This window comes from Stenotrophomonas sp. SRS1 (assembly GCF_026130205.1).
GTDB classification, from domain to species: Bacteria; Pseudomonadota; Gammaproteobacteria; order Xanthomonadales; family Xanthomonadaceae; genus Stenotrophomonas; species Stenotrophomonas rhizophila_B.
The window spans coordinates 372894-392054 of record NZ_JAINFD010000001.1; the positions used below are offsets into that span (position 1 = coordinate 372894).

General features: G+C 59.8%; 19 protein-coding genes. 11 read left to right on the forward strand and 8 right to left on the reverse strand.

What is annotated here, in order from left to right; all coding sequences use genetic code 11:
- Positions 1–45: 45 nt before the first annotated feature.
- Positions 46–819: a hypothetical protein gene (locus K4043_RS01615; protein WP_265307932.1), complete on the reverse strand. Its 774-nt coding sequence runs from the start codon at positions 817–819 to the stop codon at positions 46–48.
- 40 nt (positions 820–859) lie between these two features.
- Here K4043_RS01615 and K4043_RS01620 point away from each other — a divergent pair, with 40 nt between their 5' ends.
- Complete coding sequence (locus K4043_RS01620) at positions 860–1267, forward strand: hypothetical protein (RefSeq protein WP_265307933.1); 408 nt, start codon at positions 860–862, stop codon at positions 1265–1267.
- A 156-nt stretch (positions 1268–1423) separates the two neighbouring features.
- On the opposite strand, the gene K4043_RS01625 is transcribed toward K4043_RS01620, so the two are convergent.
- Positions 1424–1798: a DUF3693 domain-containing protein gene (locus K4043_RS01625; protein WP_265307934.1), complete on the reverse strand. Its 375-nt coding sequence runs from the start codon at positions 1796–1798 to the stop codon at positions 1424–1426.
- 137 nt (positions 1799–1935) lie between these two features.
- Between K4043_RS01625 and K4043_RS01630 the strand changes: the two genes are divergently transcribed.
- The 9 genes from K4043_RS01630 (at position 1936) to K4043_RS01670 (ending at position 7659) form a co-directional block, all read left to right on the forward strand.
- Positions 1936–2100 (forward strand): hypothetical protein, encoded by a 165-nt coding sequence (locus K4043_RS01630; RefSeq protein WP_265307935.1) that lies wholly within the window; start codon positions 1936–1938, stop codon positions 2098–2100.
- A 175-nt stretch (positions 2101–2275) separates the two neighbouring features.
- Positions 2276–3208 carry a replication initiation protein gene (locus K4043_RS01635; RefSeq protein WP_265308521.1) on the forward strand — a complete coding sequence of 311 codons (933 nt, stop codon included), beginning with the start codon at positions 2276–2278 and terminating at the stop codon, positions 3206–3208.
- The gene (locus K4043_RS01640; protein WP_265307936.1) at positions 3205–3489 is read left to right on the forward strand and encodes a G5P family DNA-binding protein; all 285 of its coding nucleotides are present in this window, start codon (positions 3205–3207) and stop codon (positions 3487–3489) included. Before K4043_RS01635 ends, K4043_RS01640 begins: the two co-directional genes overlap by 4 nt.
- A 3-nt stretch (positions 3490–3492) precedes the next feature.
- Positions 3493–3714 carry a hypothetical protein gene (locus K4043_RS01645; RefSeq protein WP_265307937.1) on the forward strand — a complete coding sequence of 74 codons (222 nt, stop codon included), beginning with the start codon at positions 3493–3495 and terminating at the stop codon, positions 3712–3714.
- Between the two features lie 21 nt (positions 3715–3735).
- Entirely contained in the window at positions 3736–3966 is a 231-nt protein-coding gene (locus K4043_RS01650) for a hypothetical protein (RefSeq protein ID WP_265307938.1), read from the forward strand.
- Positions 3967–4095: 129 nt separating this feature from the next.
- A complete protein-coding gene (locus K4043_RS01655) occupies positions 4096–5532 on the forward strand; it encodes a virulence factor TspB C-terminal domain-related protein (RefSeq protein ID WP_265307939.1) in 1437 nt (478 codons plus the stop codon).
- On the forward strand, positions 5529–5846 hold the full coding sequence (locus K4043_RS01660) for a DUF2523 domain-containing protein (RefSeq protein WP_265307940.1): 318 nt from the start codon (positions 5529–5531) through the stop codon (positions 5844–5846). The genes K4043_RS01655 and K4043_RS01660 overlap by 4 nt, the downstream gene beginning before the upstream one ends.
- Positions 5843–7021 (forward strand): zonular occludens toxin domain-containing protein, encoded by a 1179-nt coding sequence (locus K4043_RS01665; RefSeq protein ID WP_265307941.1) that lies wholly within the window; start codon positions 5843–5845, stop codon positions 7019–7021. Before K4043_RS01660 ends, K4043_RS01665 begins: the two co-directional genes overlap by 4 nt.
- A complete protein-coding gene (locus K4043_RS01670; protein ID WP_265307942.1) occupies positions 7018–7659 on the forward strand; it encodes a TraX family protein in 642 nt (213 codons plus the stop codon). Before K4043_RS01665 ends, K4043_RS01670 begins: the two co-directional genes overlap by 4 nt.
- Here the strand turns inward: K4043_RS01670 and K4043_RS01675 are convergent.
- The 3 genes from K4043_RS01675 to K4043_RS01685 all read right to left on the reverse strand — a co-directional run bounded on the left by K4043_RS01675 (position 7639) and on the right by K4043_RS01685 (position 9587).
- Entirely contained in the window at positions 7639–8088 is a 450-nt protein-coding gene (locus K4043_RS01675; protein WP_265307943.1) for a hypothetical protein, read from the reverse strand. The two genes, K4043_RS01670 and K4043_RS01675, sit on opposite strands and share 21 nt — an antisense overlap.
- A 71-nt stretch (positions 8089–8159) precedes the next feature.
- Positions 8160–8423, reverse strand: coding sequence for a phage protein (locus tag K4043_RS01680; protein ID WP_265307944.1), 264 nt, complete (start codon positions 8421–8423; stop codon positions 8160–8162).
- 270 nt (positions 8424–8693) lie between these two features.
- Entirely contained in the window at positions 8694–9587 is an 894-nt protein-coding gene (locus K4043_RS01685; protein WP_265307945.1) for a DNA-binding protein, read from the reverse strand.
- A 104-nt stretch (positions 9588–9691) separates the two neighbouring features.
- Here K4043_RS01685 and K4043_RS01690 point away from each other — a divergent pair, with 104 nt between their 5' ends.
- Complete coding sequence (locus tag K4043_RS01690; RefSeq protein ID WP_265307946.1) at positions 9692–10777, forward strand: site-specific integrase; 1086 nt, start codon at positions 9692–9694, stop codon at positions 10775–10777.
- A 184-nt stretch (positions 10778–10961) separates the two neighbouring features.
- Here K4043_RS01690 and K4043_RS01695 read toward each other — a convergent pair whose 3' ends face one another.
- From K4043_RS01695 to K4043_RS01705, 3 genes are all read right to left on the reverse strand, one after another.
- Entirely contained in the window at positions 10962–14720 is a 3759-nt protein-coding gene (locus K4043_RS01695; RefSeq protein WP_265307947.1) for a hypothetical protein, read from the reverse strand.
- Between the two features lie 306 nt (positions 14721–15026).
- Positions 15027–16325: a hypothetical protein gene (locus K4043_RS01700; RefSeq protein WP_265307948.1), complete on the reverse strand. Its 1299-nt coding sequence runs from the start codon at positions 16323–16325 to the stop codon at positions 15027–15029.
- 91 nt (positions 16326–16416) lie between these two features.
- Entirely contained in the window at positions 16417–19029 is a 2613-nt protein-coding gene (locus K4043_RS01705; protein WP_265307949.1) for an AAA family ATPase, read from the reverse strand.
- Between the last annotated feature and the right edge of the window lie 132 nt (positions 19030–19161).

Consider the following 19161-nt stretch of genomic DNA (forward strand, 5'->3'; position numbering starts at 1 on the left):
AGGGCAGTGCCGACTACCCACCACAACGAGGGGCGTGAATGGGATTTACGCTGTATCCAAGGACTTCAACTGGTCAGTCAACAGGCGAGTCAGGCTACGGCGCGCAAAGTACCCCTGCAGCTGGCGTGCTTTGATGGTTCTTGCTCTCAGTCGAGCGCTGCCACCGGCGCGTTGCTCGATCCGGTAGCAGCGCGAAGCGCCACACAGCTCTGCCTGGCTCGCCGTGACTGTCACCACGGTGACTTCCAGACTGGTGAAGGCGTTCTCGGCGGCGATGTCGGGGTTCTCCATGCTGGCGCGCTCGATCAAGGTCCGGAATCGCCCCAGGTCTCGTTCGCCGCCGCTGCTGAGCGCACCCACGTTGGTCGCACGGCGGACATCGTCGTCGTCGCCGGGAATCGCTTGGCTCCAACGCTCTGTGCGTTCGGGAATGATCGCGCGGACCACCTTCCCAGTAGGCTCAATCAGGTCGATGACCACATCGAGCAGGTAGACCGGTTCAAGCCCCAGATTGGTCACGAAGCAGTGCGCATCCAGGTCTTTGCCCGCGCCCGACGTGATCAGGATGGAAGGACGCTGCTGGCGGCGGTAGCTGCGCAGGAAGAAATTCAGATAGACGACCCAGATCAACGCCGTCACGCAGGTCATGGCTGCGGTTATCAGTGGGGCGAAATGAAGCAGGTTCTGAAGCACGTTGAGGCTGATCCGGTCGAGTCGACGCATGTAATCACGCTGATACTCATCATCGCCCTTGAACCGCTTGCGTCCTGTGAAGCGCTTGGCAGCAGCCTTGCCGCTCGGTTCGATGTGACCGGTCACGGCCGCGGGAGCTATGATGCCCTCAGCTATAGGGGGCTACATGGACGTGAGAGCTATTCTGTTGCTGGCCGCTATGGCTGCGGGCCCGGCATCTGCACAGCAGGTGCATGAGTGCGTTGAAGGCGGGAAGACCAGTTACCAATCTGCACCGTGCGCCAACAGCGCGCCCCAAAAGACGTGGGATGCCACGCCGCAATACGACACATACGAAAACCAGCTGCGGCTGGAGCGTATACGGCAGGACATGCGTCAGCGTGATCAACGGCAGTCTTACCAGGCATCGTCTGGTGGTGGTGTCAGGGGTGTCGTGGTCAGCCAGTACAAAGAGCCTGATCGCTGCCAAGCAGCCAAAGATCATCGGGACGCGGTCTACCGTGCAGCTGGCATCAAGCGTTCGTTTGAGCTTAGTCGGCAGATGGACGACAAGGTTTACGCCGCCTGCAAGTAACGGCGTGTAGGGACGACGCCTATGGCGATCAAGCAAGGTGGGGCCGGTCAGGTAGTGGCCCGTGCATCAAAGCTCGTTTTCCCGTGGAGCCGCGATGAGGCAAGATCGATGCCAGTAGGAGCTTGAGCAGGCCCAAATGGTGCCTCACTACTGCAGCTAGCGTTTGTACATAATATACATTCCGGACTTGGCCGATCCCGGCGAAGCCGTTGCAGCAGTAGGCGTTGCGCCGAATCCTACGGCCATCAGCACCAGCATGGCCACACTCGCCAGCTTTTGCGCAATTCGACTCCAAGCCGCCTTTTCGTCTGCTGAGTTGCTGCGCTCGGCCATCACCACGGCCGACCACATTTCCGGACTGTCGCCGATGTCAACGGCCATGCGTTCGACGTAGTGGATTTCTGCGTTTTTCCCTTGTTTCCAGAGGGAAACCGTCGCGCGCGACACACCCAATGCGATAGCTCCAGCGTTGTCACTCTGGATTTTCTGCACGTGCTTCCACCGGCAGAAAAGGTCGTAGCTGGCGCTCATTGTCGATACCTACTTGACAGGGGTGTATAGGGGTACTTTACAGTTCGCCCCGGTGTCGAGGAATGCTTGACACCACCCCGTCCCGGCCCCCCTAGGCCGTGGCGGGGAATCTAGGGGCTAGGGGAGGGGGTAGGGGCATGGACGGAATCATGTTGGTCTGCGGGCTGCTGGGAGCGCTCGCCGTCATCGTTGGAATCGCTCGTCTCGGTGCGTGGGTAATCGACCGCAGGGAAGAGCAGGGCACCAAGGCAATCCGTGACGCCGCATTTGTGGCCCAGGCACGCGCCGAGGTCGGCCAGTGATCTTCCTTATCCCTGTGCTGCTCGTCGCGCTCATCCATTGGCTGAATAACACGCGCAAAGGCCCGCTCGAATGAGCGGCCAATGCAACTTCTGCGGCGATCCCACCGTCTACTTCTTCGCAGGCGGTCTTTGTGCTGCCTGCACCGGCAAGAACGCCCGAATCAAGCTCGAAGGGATGACGCCTGCGCCGCGTCCTGAGCTTGCCGCGTTCGATGACGCCATCAGCGTGATGCACGCCTCTGCACGCCGCACCGAGATGGCCTCAGAGGCCATGCAGCGCAATAAGCGCGCATCGGGTGCTTCGCTCAAATCGTACCTCGCAGCGGCTCCGATCGCGTTGACCCCGGAGGGCCAGCGCGAAGCGCTGGCCCTTGGGCTTGTCCATTACAAAACAAGTGACACCGCGTCGAAGACCGGTCGTCTATCCATCGAAATCGATCCGCTACAGCAGCGGGCGCAGCGGCTGCGCAAGTCCGTAATCACGAGTGCACGACTCCATGACCAAGAAGCGAAGAAGGGATCGAGGCGGGGCAAGTGGTACATGCTCACGCTCACCTACCGAGACGGAAGCCGTAGCGGCCCTCGTGACGTTAGCGAGCTACTTAAACGCATGCGCGGCCACTTCAATCGAACTGTCGCTCGGCTCCGACGGCTCACGGGTCAAGTGTTCCGTTACCTGTGGGTGGGCGAACTCACCCAGCGCGGATGGCCGCACTACCACCTCCTGATTTGGGTTCCGCAGGGCATGTGGTTTGGCCGCGTTGATCACAGGCAGTGGTGGCCGCACGGATCCAGCAAGTTCGAAGAGGCCCGCAACGCTGTCGGGTATCTCGCAAAGTACGCATCGAAGTTCAGCAGCGTCATGGCTGCTGCATTTCCCAAGGGGTTCCGCACGCACGGGTGCGGTGGACTCAACGAAGAATCCCGCCGCGAACTGCGGTGGTGGAAAGCGCCCATCTCTGCACGCGAAGCGCTCGGCGGAGAAGCCGACATCCGCAAGTGCCAGGGCGGTTATTTCGACAAGCTCACCGGGGAGTTCTGGTCGTCCCCGTGGCGAGTGACATTCGCATTCGGCCGGACTATCGCTTGGAAGGTAATCCCACTATGAAAGTTGAAATCATCAGCGAGAACATCGCCGTTCGTTCGTTCCCCGCACGCGAAGGTAAGGCCGCAACGGTCTTCCGCGAGCAGAAAGCAGCCATCGTCCGCCCGGGCGATTTCCCGCTGCCGTTCACCGTTGGTCTGGATGAAGACCAGCAGCCCTACAAGATCGGCACGTATGACCTGTGCCCGACCTCGTTGCAGAACAACAAATTCGGCGGTCTGGAGTTCGGCCGCCGCATCCGCCTGTTGACTCCGTCGCCGACCCCCGGCAAGCCGCAGGCATAAGAAATGTCCGACACCGCGCCGCTGTACGTCGTCGGCTGTGCTGCTGAGAACATCCAGCAGGACGGGACGTGCTCGGTGCCGGTGTGGATGCCGTACCACCAGCCAGTGCTTCCACCCCTGACTCTGGCCGATGGAACCGTTGTTGCCTTCGCGATTGTGAGCTTGTGGGCAATAGGGTTGAAGGCGCGTCTCGTATTCCGCGCGGCGCGCATAGGGTCCTACTGAGAGAGAGCAAACCGCATGAAAATGAAGAAGATTTCCGCCGCTGTTTCTTCCCTGCCGGGCAAGGTCGCTGCCGGCGCCACCGCCCTGGTCGCTTCCGGCGCTGCCTTCGCTGCCGGTGGTGCAGGCTCGCCGGGCGCCGCCATCGCTGGCGAGCTGGGTGACGGCAAGGGTGACGTGATGCTCGTTGTCGCGGCCTGCGCCGTGATCCTGGGCGCGATCATCCTGTGGAGCTACGTGCGCAAGGTTCGCTAAGCGAACTCCGTCCAGGGCAGGGGGCGCGCGGAAACGTTCGCCCCCTTTTTTATGAGCAAGAGGAGGGGGTATGGGGTACTTCGTCATCATTGGCATCTGCGGGGCCTGCTGGCTCGCATTTGAGGGCATGTGAGCGTGTTCCGGTTGATCGTGCTGCTCGCGCTGACCCTCGTTAGCTGGTCCGGCCTTGGTGTGGCAACGCCTGCTGCACAAGCGGCGCAGCAGTGTGCGTATCCCGCTGGCGGCTATGCTCAGTGCGACGAGGGCATGGCCTTTGCAGAGTGCTCTGCCGCGCTGGCAGATACCCGCGCGTGGCTTAGCGCCAATCCTGGCGGCTCCCTCGGCGAGGCCTGCACTCCTGGAACCCAAGGCAGCACCATTCGTACCTTTAGGTGTAGCTACAAGGGGTACTCGGCTGGCGTGTTGAACCCGTGCAGGGGCAATACCTCTATCAGTTCCGCATATCCAACCGCCAACACGTGCGCCAAACGCAGCAGCGGCGTTACTCCATTTTTCCCTCCTTCCGGTTCCGTTCGCTGCATGACCGGCTGCGAGTCTGTGTTTCGCCAGAACGCCGACGAAACCAGCACCTACAGCCCCAATGGCAAGACCTGCGCTGATAAGCCGGACTGCGCAGCCCAGGGTAAGAACATGGTCTGGAATGGCGCGCTCCGCGTGTGTCAGCCCGTTGAGCCCGAATGCAGCGAAGGTCAGGTGCTTGTCGGCAATGCATGCACTGACGAAAAGCCTTGCCCCGACGGCATGGCGCTGGTCAATGGCTCTTGCAAGAAGAAGGATGAAGAGTGTCCCGCAGGCTTGATCCGTTCGCCCCTGGGCAACTGCATTCCCGGTGACGGCCAGTGCGCCGCAGGCGAGGTCCGGGGCAAGGACGGCACGTGCAAGAAGGATAAGGACGGCGACGGCGAGCCCGATGAGGGCGAAGAGGGAGGGGAGGGTGAAGATGGGCCCAAGGATGAATTCTCTGGCGGTGATGACTGCAAGACACCGCCGTCGTGTAGCGGCTCGCCGATCATGTGCGGGCAGGCTCGAATTCAGTGGCGCATTGACTGCAACACCCGACGCAACAACAACATCTCAGGCGGGCAGTGCACTCAGGCCGGTACGCCGACGTGCACCGGCGAGAAGTGCAACGCTATGGAATACACGCAGCTGCTCATGCAGTGGCGTTCGGCGTGTGCCGCTGAGAAGCAGCTAGCGAAGGACGGTACTTCTCCTGGTGCCAGCACCACGGACGCCAACGGCAACGGTGTTGCTGACGCCCTGGAAGGGATCGGGGACGCCACTGGTCCAGGTGACGGCAATGAGGACGTTGCCAGCGCCAAGAAGTGGGGTATCGGTGTATCTACCAGCTTGCTCGACACCGACAACATGTTTGGTGGTGGGTCGTGTCCTGAGCCTCCGTCTTTCACCATGATGGGTTCAACGATCAGCGGTTCTGATTTCCCTTACTTCTGCCGCTTCGCCGCGATCATGCGCGGTCTCATTCTTGTTTTTGGTGCTTTCACAGCAGTGCAAATCCTAATGGGACGGGGGTTCTTCGGATGATGGTTTGGAATTGGATACTCAAGGGCATTTTTCACCTCATTGGTAGCCTTAAGAATGCGGCGGCCGGCATCGTTGGAAAGGTGCTTGCCACGTTCGGCCTCACCACTGTCACCTTCCAAGCAATCCTTCCCAACCTCAAGGCTTTCGTCCTGCAGAACATCAGTGGGCTTGATGGCCCTGCCATGGCTTTTCTCGGGTATCTCCAGGTCGGTACAGCGATGTCGATGATCCTTTCTGCCCTCACTGTCCGGCTTACCTGGAAAGTGTTCATCGTTCCCAAGAGCGTCGCTGATCAGCTGGGGGCAGGGTCATGATCTATTGGTATACCGGTCAGCCTGGTCATGGGAAGACCCTGCACGCCATTGAGCGCCTGCTTGAGTTCAAGGATCAGGGGCGCATGGTCTTCGCGTGTAACATCCGCGAGTTCGACTACGCAAAAACCGGCGTTCTAGAGATGACGCCGGAGCAATTTCGTGACTGGCCCGCCTTCCTTCCTGACGGCGCAGTCGCTCTGGTGGATGAGGCTTATGAGCATCAGATGCTCCCCAAGCGCGCTCCCGGCGCCAAGGTTCCGCATCATGTCGAGCAGCTGGCAAAGCATCGTCATCGCGGCTTGGATTTCATCTTCGTCAGCCAGTCGCCGGACAAGCAGTGCGATCAGTTCGTTCATGATCTGATCGAACGCCACGTCCACGTGCGCCGCAGGTTTGGCACCAAGTTCGTCAACCTTCGCGAGTTCGACCGATTCGAAGCGCAGGCCGAGAAGGCAACGCCTCTTGTGACACGTCGCAAGAAGCTCCCGACCCGACCCATGGGCACGTACAAGTCGACTGAGCTTGATACCACCGAGCGAAGAGTTCCCTGGTACTACATCGCTCTCCCGATTGCTGTCGTGCTCGGCCTCTTCCTCATGTACTTCACCTTTGGAAGGATGGGTGATCGGCTGGGTGGCCACGCTGATTTGCCCGCAGCTGATCGCACGGTAGCTGCTGTTGCACCGCGCGACGGAGCGCTAGCGACGGCGGGCGGAGCGACGGCGGCGTCATCGGTCACACCTGCGGAATATGCTATGAGATTCCTGCCGCGAATCCCCTCCGAACCATGGAGCGCACCTGCTTATGACGACGCGCTGACCCTGCCGTCTGAAGCCCCGCGCCTGTTCTGCATGTCGTCTCGTGGAGGTTCAAATGCTCAGGGTGGACACGACAAGCCTTCCTGCACCTGTGTCACTGAGCAAGGCACGCTCTATGACCTGGACGATGCCACCTGTCGATTCATTGCGCGGCACGGTCAGTACGAGCCGTATCGCGACGAACGGAATGATCGCTACGTTGACGGTCCTACGCAGATCGAGCGGGGCAGGGGAGAGATAGCGGCACGTGAGCAGCAAGGCGTTTCGCTGGCACAGACACAGCGTCCGATGGGGTCTTTCCCTGAATCCCCTGTCTACGGCGGCGGCGACACCAAATTGCGGGACGCAAAGCTATGACCAGCGGTGGCCGTGAACTGCTCAAGTGGCTGGCCGTCGTACTGATGACCGGCGATCACGTCATCAAGGTTTTCGAGCTCGGGTACGTGCCGGTGGTCTCCGAGCTGGGCCGCGTAGCTTTTCCTGTGTTCGCCTTGGTGATGGCGTACAACTTGGCCGAGCCTTGTGCCGACATTGGCAAGTCTGTTCGCCGCCTTGCGATATGGGCTGTCATCGCACAGCCGGTACATGTGCTGGCGTTTGGGCTGCTCCTGCCGCTCAACGTGCTTGCTTCCTTCGCGCTTGCAGCCTCTGTGGTCTGGGCCATCAGGGAACGTCGCTGGTGGATCTTGGCGATCCTTGCAGGGCCGTTGCCGCTGTTGGTGGACTACCAGTGGGCTGGCATCGCGGTGGTGGTCGCTGGATACGCGGTGCGTCGGCTCGATGGGGCTCCGGAAGCGGTCTGCCTTAAGTTGCTCGCGATGGGCCTCCTGTGTCACTTCAACGGAAATGGCTGGGCGCTCCTGGCGCTTCCTGCCATGGCGCTGGGGTACGCCCCGGTCAGATTCCCTCGCACCCGCTGGGCTTTCTACGGCTACTACGTCGGGCACCTATCGCTGCTCTGCGGTGCGCTCCAATTAGCAGGGTTCGTGGGGTAGGTCGCGCCACCCGCCCGGAATTCGCTCAAGACGCTTGCCGCCAATGCAGCGCTGACCATCGCGCAACGAGGTAGGCTCCACGTGCTGCTGGGCAGGCATGACCGTGATCGGCTTCTCCATGTATCGCCTTAGTTCACGGATGTTCGCCTCGTCCTCTTTCGCCTGCCTTGCCATTTCTGCGTCGAACTTGGCCTGCTCGACCTTGGTCATTGGGCGCGTAAGTTCTGCCGTTATCGCTGCTGCCTGCCTCCGCGCGTTCCACTCGATGAGGCCCATGGCGATGAGGATCGCAACGGCAACTCCTGCCGCGATGTATCCCCAGGGCGGCCCATCGGTGCGGCGGGCCGTCTCGCGGATGCGGCTGCTACCGAAGTGAACTTCGGTTAGGTCTGGTGTGCTGAACGTCGGCTCTTGCCGTTCTCTGTCCATGAATCCCCCTAGATTGCGTCCTGCGCGCATTCTAGCCGGGGTGTAGGGGCTGCGCCCCTACGGATACGCCGTCAACCCGCAGACCGCCCGAAGTGCCGGTCCCGGAAGTCGCCCAGGTCTACAACGACGACCTTGACCATCTGGCGCTGACCGGCTTTTTTCTGTCCGGCCTCGGCCTTGCGCCGGGAGGCGAACCCGGCGACCCTGAGTTCCATCTGATCACGCCACGCAAGCCCTGCAATGCGTTCGGGGGTCATGCGGTCACCGTCAGGGCTGACTAGGTAGTTGCCTCTGACGCTCCAGCCCGCGAAGGGGCCGGTCAGGTACTGGCACATGCATCAATGCTCGCTTTGTCCTTGGAACCACGGAGAGGCAAGAGCGATGCCAGTAGGAGGCGGATCAGGCCTGCGTAGTACCGGCCGACGTTTAACATAATATACATTATGCGAAATGCAGTTTGGCAGTCTTAAGCTGTTCTGGTTGTGGATCAAGTCTTTCCCCCCGTTGTCAGTTCTTTTAGTCCGTGTCCTTTTGCGTAGGATCGCGCCCCTCATTGATTTCGTTGGGTATTCTCCACCGCTCATGGACACGATCCTAAGTAACCGCTACCTCTTTGGTTTCTTCTCTCTAGAGATTGCAGGCTTCCGCTTCCTCCGAAGAGCTGCTTCGATCGCCGCGGGCATTTTGGTTAGCTGTTCCTCCAGGACATCAGATCTTGCACGTTGCTTGTCCGCTTCCTTTGATCCGTCAGCAGCTGCCTTCTGCGCAGCTTTCAAAGCAGCGGTAAGCGACTTCTCTGTGGCTAGGTGGAGCTTTTCAGAGGATGCCAGCTTGGCTTTCAGGTCCTTCGCGTCCTGGCGGATTTGGTCGATTTCCCGCAGCGCACGGTCTTCAACAGATCTGGCGTGTTCTATGAGACTTTCGCGCTCAGATCTGGCCAATTCCTGCAGCTCATGTAAACGGGCATCAAGAGCTTGTCTGGCGACCTCCATTTGCTCAAGCCGTAGTTCTGTCTTAGAACGCTGTTGAACTGATGCTGCCAGTTGGGACTGCAGCTGATCCACGAGTTGACGAAGTTCTGCCACCTGGGTCAGCGCGACGCGCTCTGATTGGCTCGAGGCCGACACGGTGGCTTGAAGCTCAGTTGCTTCGTCCGCGAAGTTCTGCTGTTGCACCCGCAGCTCGTCATACTCAGCCGCAAGCGACCGCCTGGCGTCTTCAACCTCTTCCAAAACAGACTCACGGGCATGTTTCGACGCCAGCGCCCACCACTGCCCGGCGAGTTCTGCAAGAACGGCAGGAGCGTCCTTCAGATCTGGTCGCTCCGGCTGCAATCGAGTGCCTAGATTCTTCCACCAAGTCTCCAGCCAGCGCGTCACCGTGTTGGGTGACCCCGTACCAAGGTGGCCGCGGATGCGCTCTACCGTTGGTCGCTCGCCGCTGGCGACCAGTTCGTCAGCAGCTGTGTGAACGTCGGATTCGGTGATGCCGCGAGCCATAGAATTACCTCCCATAAGGGCACCCTGCCCCGTTGATTCCGTACTGGCGATAAGTGATGATTATCACGGGTATAAGGTCAATTTCGTAGTATACATTACATAGTATGAAAGATAATTCTACGATCCCCGTCCTCGCCGCGACGGCCGCCAGCCTGGTGCTTCCGGAACAGCTGGCCCAGCGGGCCGCCGATGCGGTGCGCGAGCTGCTGGCCGAAGCCGCCGCCGAGAACACCACCCGCAGCTACACCAGTGCCCTGCGCTACTGGGCCGGCTGGCATGCGGCGCGCTACGGTATCGAGCTGGCGGTGCCGGTGCCCGAAGCCACCGTGCTGCAGTTCGTGGTCGACCATGTGCAGCGCCGCTCAACCGACGGCGAATTGGTCTGGGAACTGCCGCCGGCCGTCGACCGGGCCTTGGTGGCCGCTGGCCTCAAGGCCAAGCTCGGCCCGTGGACCTTGGCCACCGTGCGCCATCGCGTTGCCGTGCTGTCCACGGCGCACCGGCTCAAGCAAGTGGCCAACCCCTGCGAGCAGCCCGCTATTCGGACCGTGCTCAGCCGCGCCGCGCGGGCCGCGGTCAAGCGCGGCGAACGGCCACGCAAGAAGACCGCCATCACCCTGCCCGTACTGGAGGCGATGCTTGCCACCTGCGACAATAGTTTGGAAGGGATTCGTGACCGCGCCCTGCTCTGCTTCGGGTTTGCCAGTGGGGGGCGCCGGCGTAGCGAGATCGCTGCGGCCGATCTACGTGACCTGCGCCGGATCGGCGAGGCGGGCTATATCTACCGGCTCGAGCACAGTAAGACCCAGCAATCCGGCGTTACCGCCACCTCGACGCCGGACAAGCCGGTGCTGGATCGGGCCGCCCTCGCCCTGCAGGAGTGGTTGGAGGCGTCCGGGATCACCGAGGGGGCGATCTTCCGACGCCTGTGGAAGCAGCGAGTGGGCCCGGCCCTGTCGCCGGCCGCCGTCGGCGATATCGTGCAGCGGCGGGCGCGCCTTGCCGCGCTGGAGGGGGATTTTGGTGGCCACAGTCTCAGGTCGGGGTTCGTGACGGAGGCAAGTCGCCAAGGCGTGGCGCTGCCGGCGATCATGCAATTGACGGAACACCGATCGGTGTCGAGTGTGATTGGGTACTTCCAGACTGGAGGCGCGTCCGCAAATCCCGCCGCTCGGCTACTTGAAGACTAGATGCCGAAGAGATGCTTCGACCTATGCGTCACTGCATCTAGAGGCAAAGCTTCGTCGAGATCGCCGAGGGCACCAGAGGCTGCCCTAGTGCTCTACTCGGATAATCACTTGACCACCCTGGCTCAAAATAGAGCAGAACAGCCGGGCATGAACCAGGCCAGCCGACGGCCCTGTTCGCAGGCACTCAAGGCGCTCCAGACGCGAACCCCCGCTCGATGAACCAGCTCTCCATCGCACTGAGCCTGACGAACTCAGTCTTGACCGCGGCAGGTGGGTTTCGCATCCAGTACATGATGCGGGGACAGACGTAGAGATTCATGACCTGGTCATCGCCATCCTGGCTTGTCGGCCACTTCAGCAGGGCAGCAATCCTGGTTGCATGGGTTTCAAGATAGGCTGCCCGGCGTGAGCTTTTGAATACGTGCCCTTTTGGGCCGAATATATCGTCACGCAGGCGCCGGCTATCCTTGACCGTGAAAGGCGGTTTGTTGTATTTGGCTTCCACGCATACCCAGATCTTGCCCGACGGCAGATACGCCAGCACGTCGTAGTCGCCGATCTCCTCGAAGCCTTCTCCGGGAAAACGACGACGCAGGTCAACGTTCTTGGCCACATATGGGGTAAACCGGGTCATCACCGCGTAAGCCCGATCCTCGATCTCTCGTTCGATCCGCTTCTTGACCTGCTCAGCAACCCCTTCCACGTTCGGCCAGGAAAAGTCCGCCGGCGGATACCCATCGCCAAAAGTGCCTGACCAGATCCGATATGTCCGGTCTACGCAGGCGGCACCCCACATAAGTACGCCATCTGTGCGCGCGATGATGGGGCGTATCGAGATCCGCTGCGCCCGTTTTCGGTGCTCCCAGAAAGGCACATCGGCGGCAGGCGCCGTTACCCCGGTCAATCGGCGGATGCCGTCCGGATCTATCGTTAGAAAGGAAAGTGCGTCCTTGAACTGGGCCTGGTCCAGATCAAAAAACACGTCGATAGCCGACTGAAGGATCTCGTCTGTCGATGCCGCGTAGGACAGCTGCAGCTGTTCGCGCTCATTGAGTCGTTGCCATTGTCGCAGCAGCCGTAGCACCGTCATCAACGTGGTGAGCGAGAACCCGGCGTCCTCGACAAAGGCTGCATCAAGCGCGAGCCTCTCTGATTCCGATAGCCGGTCAGGTTCATCCTCGCGGTTCAAGCCCTGCCCCAACACCTCGATGGCCTGTTCTTCCTGAATGGCCTCTTCATTTATGGAGGAGGTGTAGAACACCTGGGGAACCCAGTCCTGATCGATCTCTATCCCCCCAGGCTGTATGCCGTAGTGCAATGCGGTATTGGCATCATAGAGAACCAGCAGCCAATCAATCACGGCCAGTAATTCAAGCGCCGATGTGCGAGTCAGTACTGGCCTATCCGATGTAGGCAAGGCGCTGGACGCATGGACGCTGAGTGTGGCCTCGATCAGGTACCGGTATGTGTTGGTACGCCGGATGAACTCGGTATGCATATCCATGATGTGGCGACTGCGATCGTAGTCCACCTCATGGGCTTGGCTTAGTTGGACGCGACGCATCCGATTGTTGTTGTCGGCCAGCAAGGCATCGAACTGTTGCACTGCATAAGTGAGCAGATCGTCCCGCCCATAGCTCAACAGGCAGTGGTGGACGTCATCGCGGAATGCCGTCAACACAGGGGCAATGATCGCTTTGGCCTCGGCCAGCTCATATCGCCCCGGCACCACGTCCTCCCGCGCAAGCGCGTGGGCAAGCTGCTGGCGTGCGCGTTTGAAGTGTATCGGCTCAGGATAGTCAGGCCGTTGACCGTCCGGCACATCGATCGCCCGCTCTTCCATGCTTAGCGTGAATCTGGCAGGACGCGTGTCCGTCCGTCGAAGCGCGCTGAGTACGGACATGTCGACCGACAATCCCAGTTCGTGCGACGCGCCCAGAAGCCACTCTATCCCAGTCGCCACTTCCACCTTGGCATCTGTCGCTTCCTTGAATGCATCCAGCGCCCCCATGACATCCAGCTCTGCGTGCAGCTCTATAAGCTTAGATGCGTTACGCTTCACCTGCCAGCCCGACAACAAACCGTTTCCGGGCTCGGCCTTCGCTGCTGGCCCGTCCGGCGCAGGCGAGAGATAGGTCACGATACGTGGGTTGGCAAAAATTGCGAGCCCTTGCACCAGCGCTTCCCGGGTCGCCAGCGCATCAGCCAAGCACTGGGCGAATAGATTCAGCACACGCGCTTCTAATGCGGGCATGCCCTTTGGAAAGGCAACGATGACGTGCAGGCAAGAGGTTGCGATGAGCGCGCTGCTGGCGGCCACGAAGTGACGCTTGTCGTTCATTTTCCAGGTAACGGAACGATCTTCCTCCAACATCCACGAACGGGGTGAGTCATCCGGGAAATTGGGCGGGGCAGATTCCCAGAAGCGCTTCAGCTCCTCAAAGCGCCAGCCCGAGCCTGTATGCGGATCCAGCATGACCATGCTGTACTCGCGCGCACCCGGCAGGATTGTCCCATGCGATTGGCGGAATGCCCCAAACATGTCGGTCGCACCGAACATGGGTGCCCCCAAGACCTGGCTCTCTCTCTCCTGGAACCGCCAGAACTGCTGAAGTTCCTCCACATCACGCACCGCATCGAAGATCGCAACAAAGTCCGAAAGATAAATCAGCTTCGCTGGACTCGGACGAATCCGCAGACGGACCGACGCGGTAGTAACCTTGGGCACGACCACTAGGACGGTGAGCTTGACCGAGGAAATGGCGCGTCCATCGCGGAACTGAATCGAGAAGATCTTCCCGTCCGTCCCCCGAAACCCCCACTCCACCTCGGAAGTCACCGTCCTCTCTATGACCACATACCACTGGGGCAGTTGTTCGAGTTGATCGTCATTGGCCACGACAATCAACGTGAGGAGGGGGTCATCGACGAAGTAGCCCGCCACCGAAAAAGGTAGCGCTACCCCATCCCTACGAACAATCTGATACGGGCCAGCGCTTAGTTGCAGAGACCGGAAGCGCGCTCGCAGGAATGCCGCCACGCCGTGGGCCACCGCATCGGTTGGCCGATTGACGTAACCCTCCTTCTCACCCCAGTGATCGATGACCCAGCCAGCGGTATTGCGCGGAAACAGTGGCATCACGCGGGCGCCGATGCGCACAAATGGCGCGGGCATCAACTGGCCCTCCATCAGCATGTCGCCAAAGCCCCGCAGGCTCGATACCGTCGTGCCGGAGCCCAGGAGACAGATCAACTCCGCCCGCGGTGTCCAGGATGGGACGGCTTCGGCAAAGCCGGCGAACACGGTCTTGGCACATTCCCAAAAAATTGTCGGCGGTATTTCCCGATATCCAGGCGCTGCGTGGGTGACCGCATCGGGGTGTACTTGGCCCAAGTGGTTCAGCAGATAGTCTTGAGCGCGCAAGACCACTTCCATGTCATAGAGAGGCTCATCGCACCCTTCATACTTGATCCGGTATGCCTCCACCTGGTCGGGAATTCTTTCCAGATACCCTGAATAGAACATCCGTACAAGGTCGTCGCCACAGGGGGTTTTGACAAACCCCCAGTCCAGCTCCGGCACGTAGTCTTCCAACACCGGGAAACTGGGCACGCGGGAAAACACGCCTTTTAAGAAGAACCTGAGGTCTTCGTGCGATTGAATGCGCTGGCTGCCATCAAACTCGTCCTCCGGCATGATCATGAAAACGCTGTAGACAAAGCCGTGCTTGACCTGCGCACCGATGTTGGGCAGCCACAGATCTGAGGCAAGCAAGGCCATCAGTACATCGAGCGGGTGTCGCCGCGCAAGCCATTGCCGCAAGCCAAGGATGACGACCGCATCATTGCCGGAGAATCTGGCTTGCTCTTTTTGCTTGGCCTTCTGTTTGAGCGCGTCCTTCTTCAGTTTGACTGCGCGCCGCTTGCCGGAATTCTTGCCCATGCTGGTCGACTCCTCGTCGATAGGTGTTTGCAACTACTGCCGCCGCGCGAGTGCTCTCCTTCTTCCGAGACATCGATCAGATCGCAAGCAGAGCCAGGGCAGGCTGACGCACCGTCTGCTAGGCTGGAGGTTGCCTCACAGTCAACCCATGCAACGTCATGGCGAGCCCTTCTAACTCGCCTATTTCCTGCACCTGATGCTCATCGGTGAAAGGCGATTGTTGTGAACTTGATGACATTCTCGACCCCTGACAGGATGTCCTTTGGAAATTTGGGACGGCCATAGCCCGACGGCAGGCAGTACGCGTCACCGGCTAGCCACCACCGGGGCCATCACGCTTTCAGTCGTGGAGACCTCAACACCACTTCCCATGGGCCTCTCCTCCATGAACCACCGTAGGACTGCGTCGTCCGAACATATCTTCCCACTGCCTATTTTCTTCTCCATACTCCGTCGCTCACTAGCAAGCCTTTGCAAGTGGGCTTGAACAGCCCCCTCCTGGCCGAGTGTTTGGTATATACCCCAGTCTCGCGCAGCTTTCTGGAGGGAGTATTCCTGGGAAGGAGTGTCGATGGACGATCCTTGCGAGAATTTTTCGATAGCGTTTTCTGCCGCTTGCGCCCCGGCATATGCCAAAAGCGCGAAAATTGAGGCCGCCACCTGCCGATCCTGTTGCTTGCAATTGTTTTTCTGCTTAGCAATTTCCGCTTCCGCGTGAAGCAGTGTGCACAATCTGATCGACAAGGCTGGGTGCGTTCCCTTTTCCATGTCTTTCAATTTGAAGCCTGAAGGCGGGAATGAGAGAAGCAAAAGCCAAGAGGACGAAACAAGCAGGAATCGTCGTCCCGCCTCGGTTCCGACGAAGTTCCTCCACACCGCCTCCGCTGTGGGGTCATGGATCACAGATGTTCTCAATATTCGTTCTGCCAACTCCTCTAGATAGATACGCGTCCAATTGAGGCCGTGGACATCAGCATCTAGCTCGATCGTTTGGCTCCGCAACTCTTTGCAGTGACTGTGGTTCGTGGCAGCCCCCTGCCCTAAGATGCTGGCAACCTCGTCTATCTCAAAGGATGAGCATGATTCTTCACCAAGGATTGTGACGTGCTGGAAGGCGATGTGCGCCATTTCATGGTTGATCAGGAACCCAAGGGCGACATTTGCGAGAAGCGCTCCGAAAGCCTCATAGTGATCTTCATCATTGGGCAGATCACCCCATAGCGTACGGAGTACATCTGACGGAGCTGCACGCTCGCTGATCAACTTGGCTATGCTTGGAGTTTGCCCGGCCAGCGTCCTAACACGATTGAGGAGTTCACGTGTCACCAGCACAAGATGCCGATTGGGTCTACCCTCAATTTTGGCGTACGCGAACGCGTTAGCCTTCCCGGTTCCTTCAGTCAAATGGACGCGCACCAGAGCTGTCTGTGCATTTTTAAAGCCATTTGTAACCCTCCGGGCCAGTCCCCGCAGATGGCATACAAAGCTGTCCTCTCCTGCTTCTCGGATACCTGCTTCGGTGACTACGGATCCTTTACCAAGAGCTTCGATGTGGGCGCGAAGACCTTGAGACAGCTCCGGGCAATCCTTGCATTCCTTGCACATAGAAAACTCCTTAGCAGATTTTTCGAGCTCGGCATCTTGGTAGTGTCTTGAAAACATTTATGGGGTAAGACGGCGCTTCCAAGGCATGAAGCTAGTCTCCAAAGGAAGCACTCAGCTTCTTCAGTGCCGCCAGGATCTGCTGGACGATGCCAATTTCGAAGTCTTCCCCATCCCCATCATGCGTGCCCTTGTTCAGATACTTCCACGCCAGAGCGGCCTCAGGCACAGCCAGTAGTTCCTGGAACGCCTCCTTGCGTTGCGTCCAGGCAGCTGTCGCCAACCGCCCTTGATCAACTCCGCTATTGACGGCCCTGGACAGGACCTCCACGAGGTTGCGCAGCTCGGGATCTCCATCAGGCCTGCGCAAAACCAGCGATACCCGTCCTAGTGAATCGTCGGCATTGCCCAGCGCCTTCCAGACCCGGGTCGTCAGGTTCTCCAGTGCCTGACGGCAGGACGCCAGTGCCTGGCGCTGATCAGCCTCGTCAAGTCTTTCTTGGGCGCGACGAAGGTAGTGGCGATCGCTGCCGTTTTTAATGATTGGCTGATGGTCGCCGCCATGATGCTTGAGGATGTAGAGCTTCGAAGCTCCCTGCCCCAGGCCGTTTTGCACTTGGGTGATGAACTCCGGGCTATGGCAGGTAATCACGATCTGCTTGCCGTTAAGCCTTGCATCGCCAAACAACGTGTCGCGTATCCCCTTGCGGTGGTCGTGGTCGATGGCATTGACGGCATCGTCAAACACAAGCAACGGCAAGCCCAGTTTGATGTTCTTGGCCAGCAGGATAGCCAACCCCAGGCATCGCAGATGCCCCTCGCTCAATACGCGCAGCGCATCGTGTAGTTGGCCTTGACTTCCCACAAAGGCAACCCGGATCCGCTCACCCCCACGAAGCGGAAGATCGAGCTTGGCCAGCTTGTCATGATCGTGGTCGTCCACATTGAATAGGTTGTAGAGATCCCGGGCCGTCTCGTTCAAGTCGGCCAACAGGCCTTCAGGCAGCCCGTCGCGATACCGTTTCAGACTGTCGAGGAAAGACGCATATCCGTCCTGAATCCGCTTCTCAAAGACCACGGCAGCTGCTTCATCCGCTGCTTCAACAATCAACGCCGCGTTGGCTTCATCGAAGCCGTCGATCTTGGCTTGCTCTGCCACGACCTGCTGATCGTACATCGAACGGCGAAGTCGAAGTGCATCAACCTGTTCCTTGATCGCTTCCAGCGCCTGCTGCTCTTCCCTGAGCGGGGCACGCTGAGCTTGCCTTGCACGAATAGCCGCGTCGCCTTCCTCAAGTGCCCGCAATTTCGCCAACACTGCTTTCCAAGTGGTCTTGGTCAGCAAGCCCTCTGACCAAGCCTCGATGGGTTGGTCTTGCACCACCCACTGCACCAATGGCTCAAGATCTCCACCATCCAAGGGAGCATAGGCGTGCGCTGCCGCCACCTTTCCATGCAACTGCGAGGACAGCTGGTGGCATTCCTGAGCCAAGCGCGTCCTCGATGCCTCAAGCGCAGCAAGGTCTGCCAGGAGTTCAAGCCCGTCACGCGCGCGAACGAATGGATTCCGCATCACGTTGGCCAATGGGGTGTCACAGGCGGGGCATTTGCCGGGGCTTTCTGTCGCTAGCGGCGCCACCGCTCGATACAGTGCGAGAAACGAGACCTCGCCGGCCCGGGCGTCCAGATTCGCTTGCGTCCTGGCCATCTCGGCAAGCTTCTTTCTCATGCTCCTGCGCAAGGCAGCAAATGAGGCAACCGTCAGCCCCGATTGCGCTGGGATCTGCTCTTGAAGGATGGCATTGACCTCTTGCAGCCGCCCCTCCTGCTCGTCCATGCCAAGGCGTCGCAACAGCAGCTCGTAGGTCAGCTCCTCTTCAAACCCATTGGCAAGCTGGGCCTGCTCAGTATCGAAGGCCACCTGTGCTTCGGCATTGCCATCGACCTTTTGCCGTGCGGCTACTAGAGTCGCTTGCTTGAGCGCCAAGCCGTCTTTCTTGGGCGTGCCCAGCCGTAGCTGGCTGTCCAAGCTGGCGGTGAAGTTGCCAACGAAGTTGTTGAAGCCATCCATGCCAAACAAAGTGGCAATGAGGGCGCCGGCTTGTGCCGGGGTGCGTGCAGCCAACCGCGCGAAGCCTTCGATGCGGTTCTTTTCCACGATGGCAAAGCGTAGCAATTCGGCATTGGGTGCGACGGGGACACCATTGGCGCCACTGGCTGCCAGCAGCTGCGGCGCGACATACCTGCCTTCGTGGATGTTGTTGAAATACTGCCCGAGATCTTCGATGCGCTTCGCTGATGCCTCTTCGACATAGCCCAGCAGTGCAAACTCCAGAGCCTCGCACAGGCTGCTCTTGCCGCTGCCATTGGGCCCTTGGAACAGCACGATGTTTTGCGACAGGTCGAATTCTTCCTCACGCCGGAATCCACGGAATGGTCCGATCGTCAGCTTCTTCAACCGTGTCCAGGGGAGTTGGGCGGCGGCCGCATTGGCCTGTGCCGGCTCGATCACGTCGGGGGTGTTGTCTAGGTCCCGACGCAGCAAGGGCGTCAGCACAGTCGCCCGCTGCCCCCCGTTGTTCACCGTAGGGATCAGGGCATCTAGGTTTTCCTGGACGATCCGCGCAATCCGCTTGGCGTCAGCAGATTCGTCCGTTGCCCCCAGCCACTGCATGTATCGCAAATACTCGTCGTGCACCGCACCCATCGTCGCCGCTCCGCTGCCCGGCGGCTGTCCCAGCCGGATACCGTCTTCACCGGCTAGCCGAGTCCTGTCGGACTACTGACATCTAGCCCCCCCTGAAACGTCACCGCGCCTTGCTTGTCAGGAAAGCACTGG

Coding starts and splice junctions, on each gene's coding strand:
- K4043_RS01620 (WP_265307933.1), top strand. CDS start 860: ATGGACGTGAGAGCTATTCTGTTGCTGGCCGCTATGGCTGCGGGCCCG.
- K4043_RS01625 (WP_265307934.1), bottom strand. CDS start 1,798: ATGAGCGCCAGCTACGACCTTTTCTGCCGGTGGAAGCACGTGCAGAAA.
- K4043_RS01630 (WP_265307935.1), top strand. CDS start 1,936: ATGGACGGAATCATGTTGGTCTGCGGGCTGCTGGGAGCGCTCGCCGTC.
- K4043_RS01635 (WP_265308521.1), top strand. CDS start 2,276: ATGACGCCTGCGCCGCGTCCTGAGCTTGCCGCGTTCGATGACGCCATC.
- K4043_RS01640 (WP_265307936.1), top strand. CDS start 3,205: ATGAAAGTTGAAATCATCAGCGAGAACATCGCCGTTCGTTCGTTCCCC.
- K4043_RS01645 (WP_265307937.1), top strand. CDS start 3,493: ATGTCCGACACCGCGCCGCTGTACGTCGTCGGCTGTGCTGCTGAGAAC.
- K4043_RS01650 (WP_265307938.1), top strand. CDS start 3,736: ATGAAGAAGATTTCCGCCGCTGTTTCTTCCCTGCCGGGCAAGGTCGCT.
- K4043_RS01660 (WP_265307940.1), top strand. CDS start 5,529: ATGATGGTTTGGAATTGGATACTCAAGGGCATTTTTCACCTCATTGGT.
- K4043_RS01665 (WP_265307941.1), top strand. CDS start 5,843: ATGATCTATTGGTATACCGGTCAGCCTGGTCATGGGAAGACCCTGCAC.
- K4043_RS01670 (WP_265307942.1), top strand. CDS start 7,018: ATGACCAGCGGTGGCCGTGAACTGCTCAAGTGGCTGGCCGTCGTACTG.
- K4043_RS01675 (WP_265307943.1), bottom strand. CDS start 8,088: ATGGACAGAGAACGGCAAGAGCCGACGTTCAGCACACCAGACCTAACC.
- K4043_RS01680 (WP_265307944.1), bottom strand. CDS start 8,423: ATGTGCCAGTACCTGACCGGCCCCTTCGCGGGCTGGAGCGTCAGAGGC.
- K4043_RS01685 (WP_265307945.1), bottom strand. CDS start 9,587: ATGGCTCGCGGCATCACCGAATCCGACGTTCACACAGCTGCTGACGAA.
- K4043_RS01690 (WP_265307946.1), top strand. CDS start 9,692: ATGAAAGATAATTCTACGATCCCCGTCCTCGCCGCGACGGCCGCCAGC.
- K4043_RS01695 (WP_265307947.1), bottom strand. CDS start 14,720: ATGGGCAAGAATTCCGGCAAGCGGCGCGCAGTCAAACTGAAGAAGGAC.
- K4043_RS01700 (WP_265307948.1), bottom strand. CDS start 16,325: ATGTGCAAGGAATGCAAGGATTGCCCGGAGCTGTCTCAAGGTCTTCGC.
- K4043_RS01705 (WP_265307949.1), bottom strand. CDS start 19,029: ATGGGTGCGGTGCACGACGAGTATTTGCGATACATGCAGTGGCTGGGG.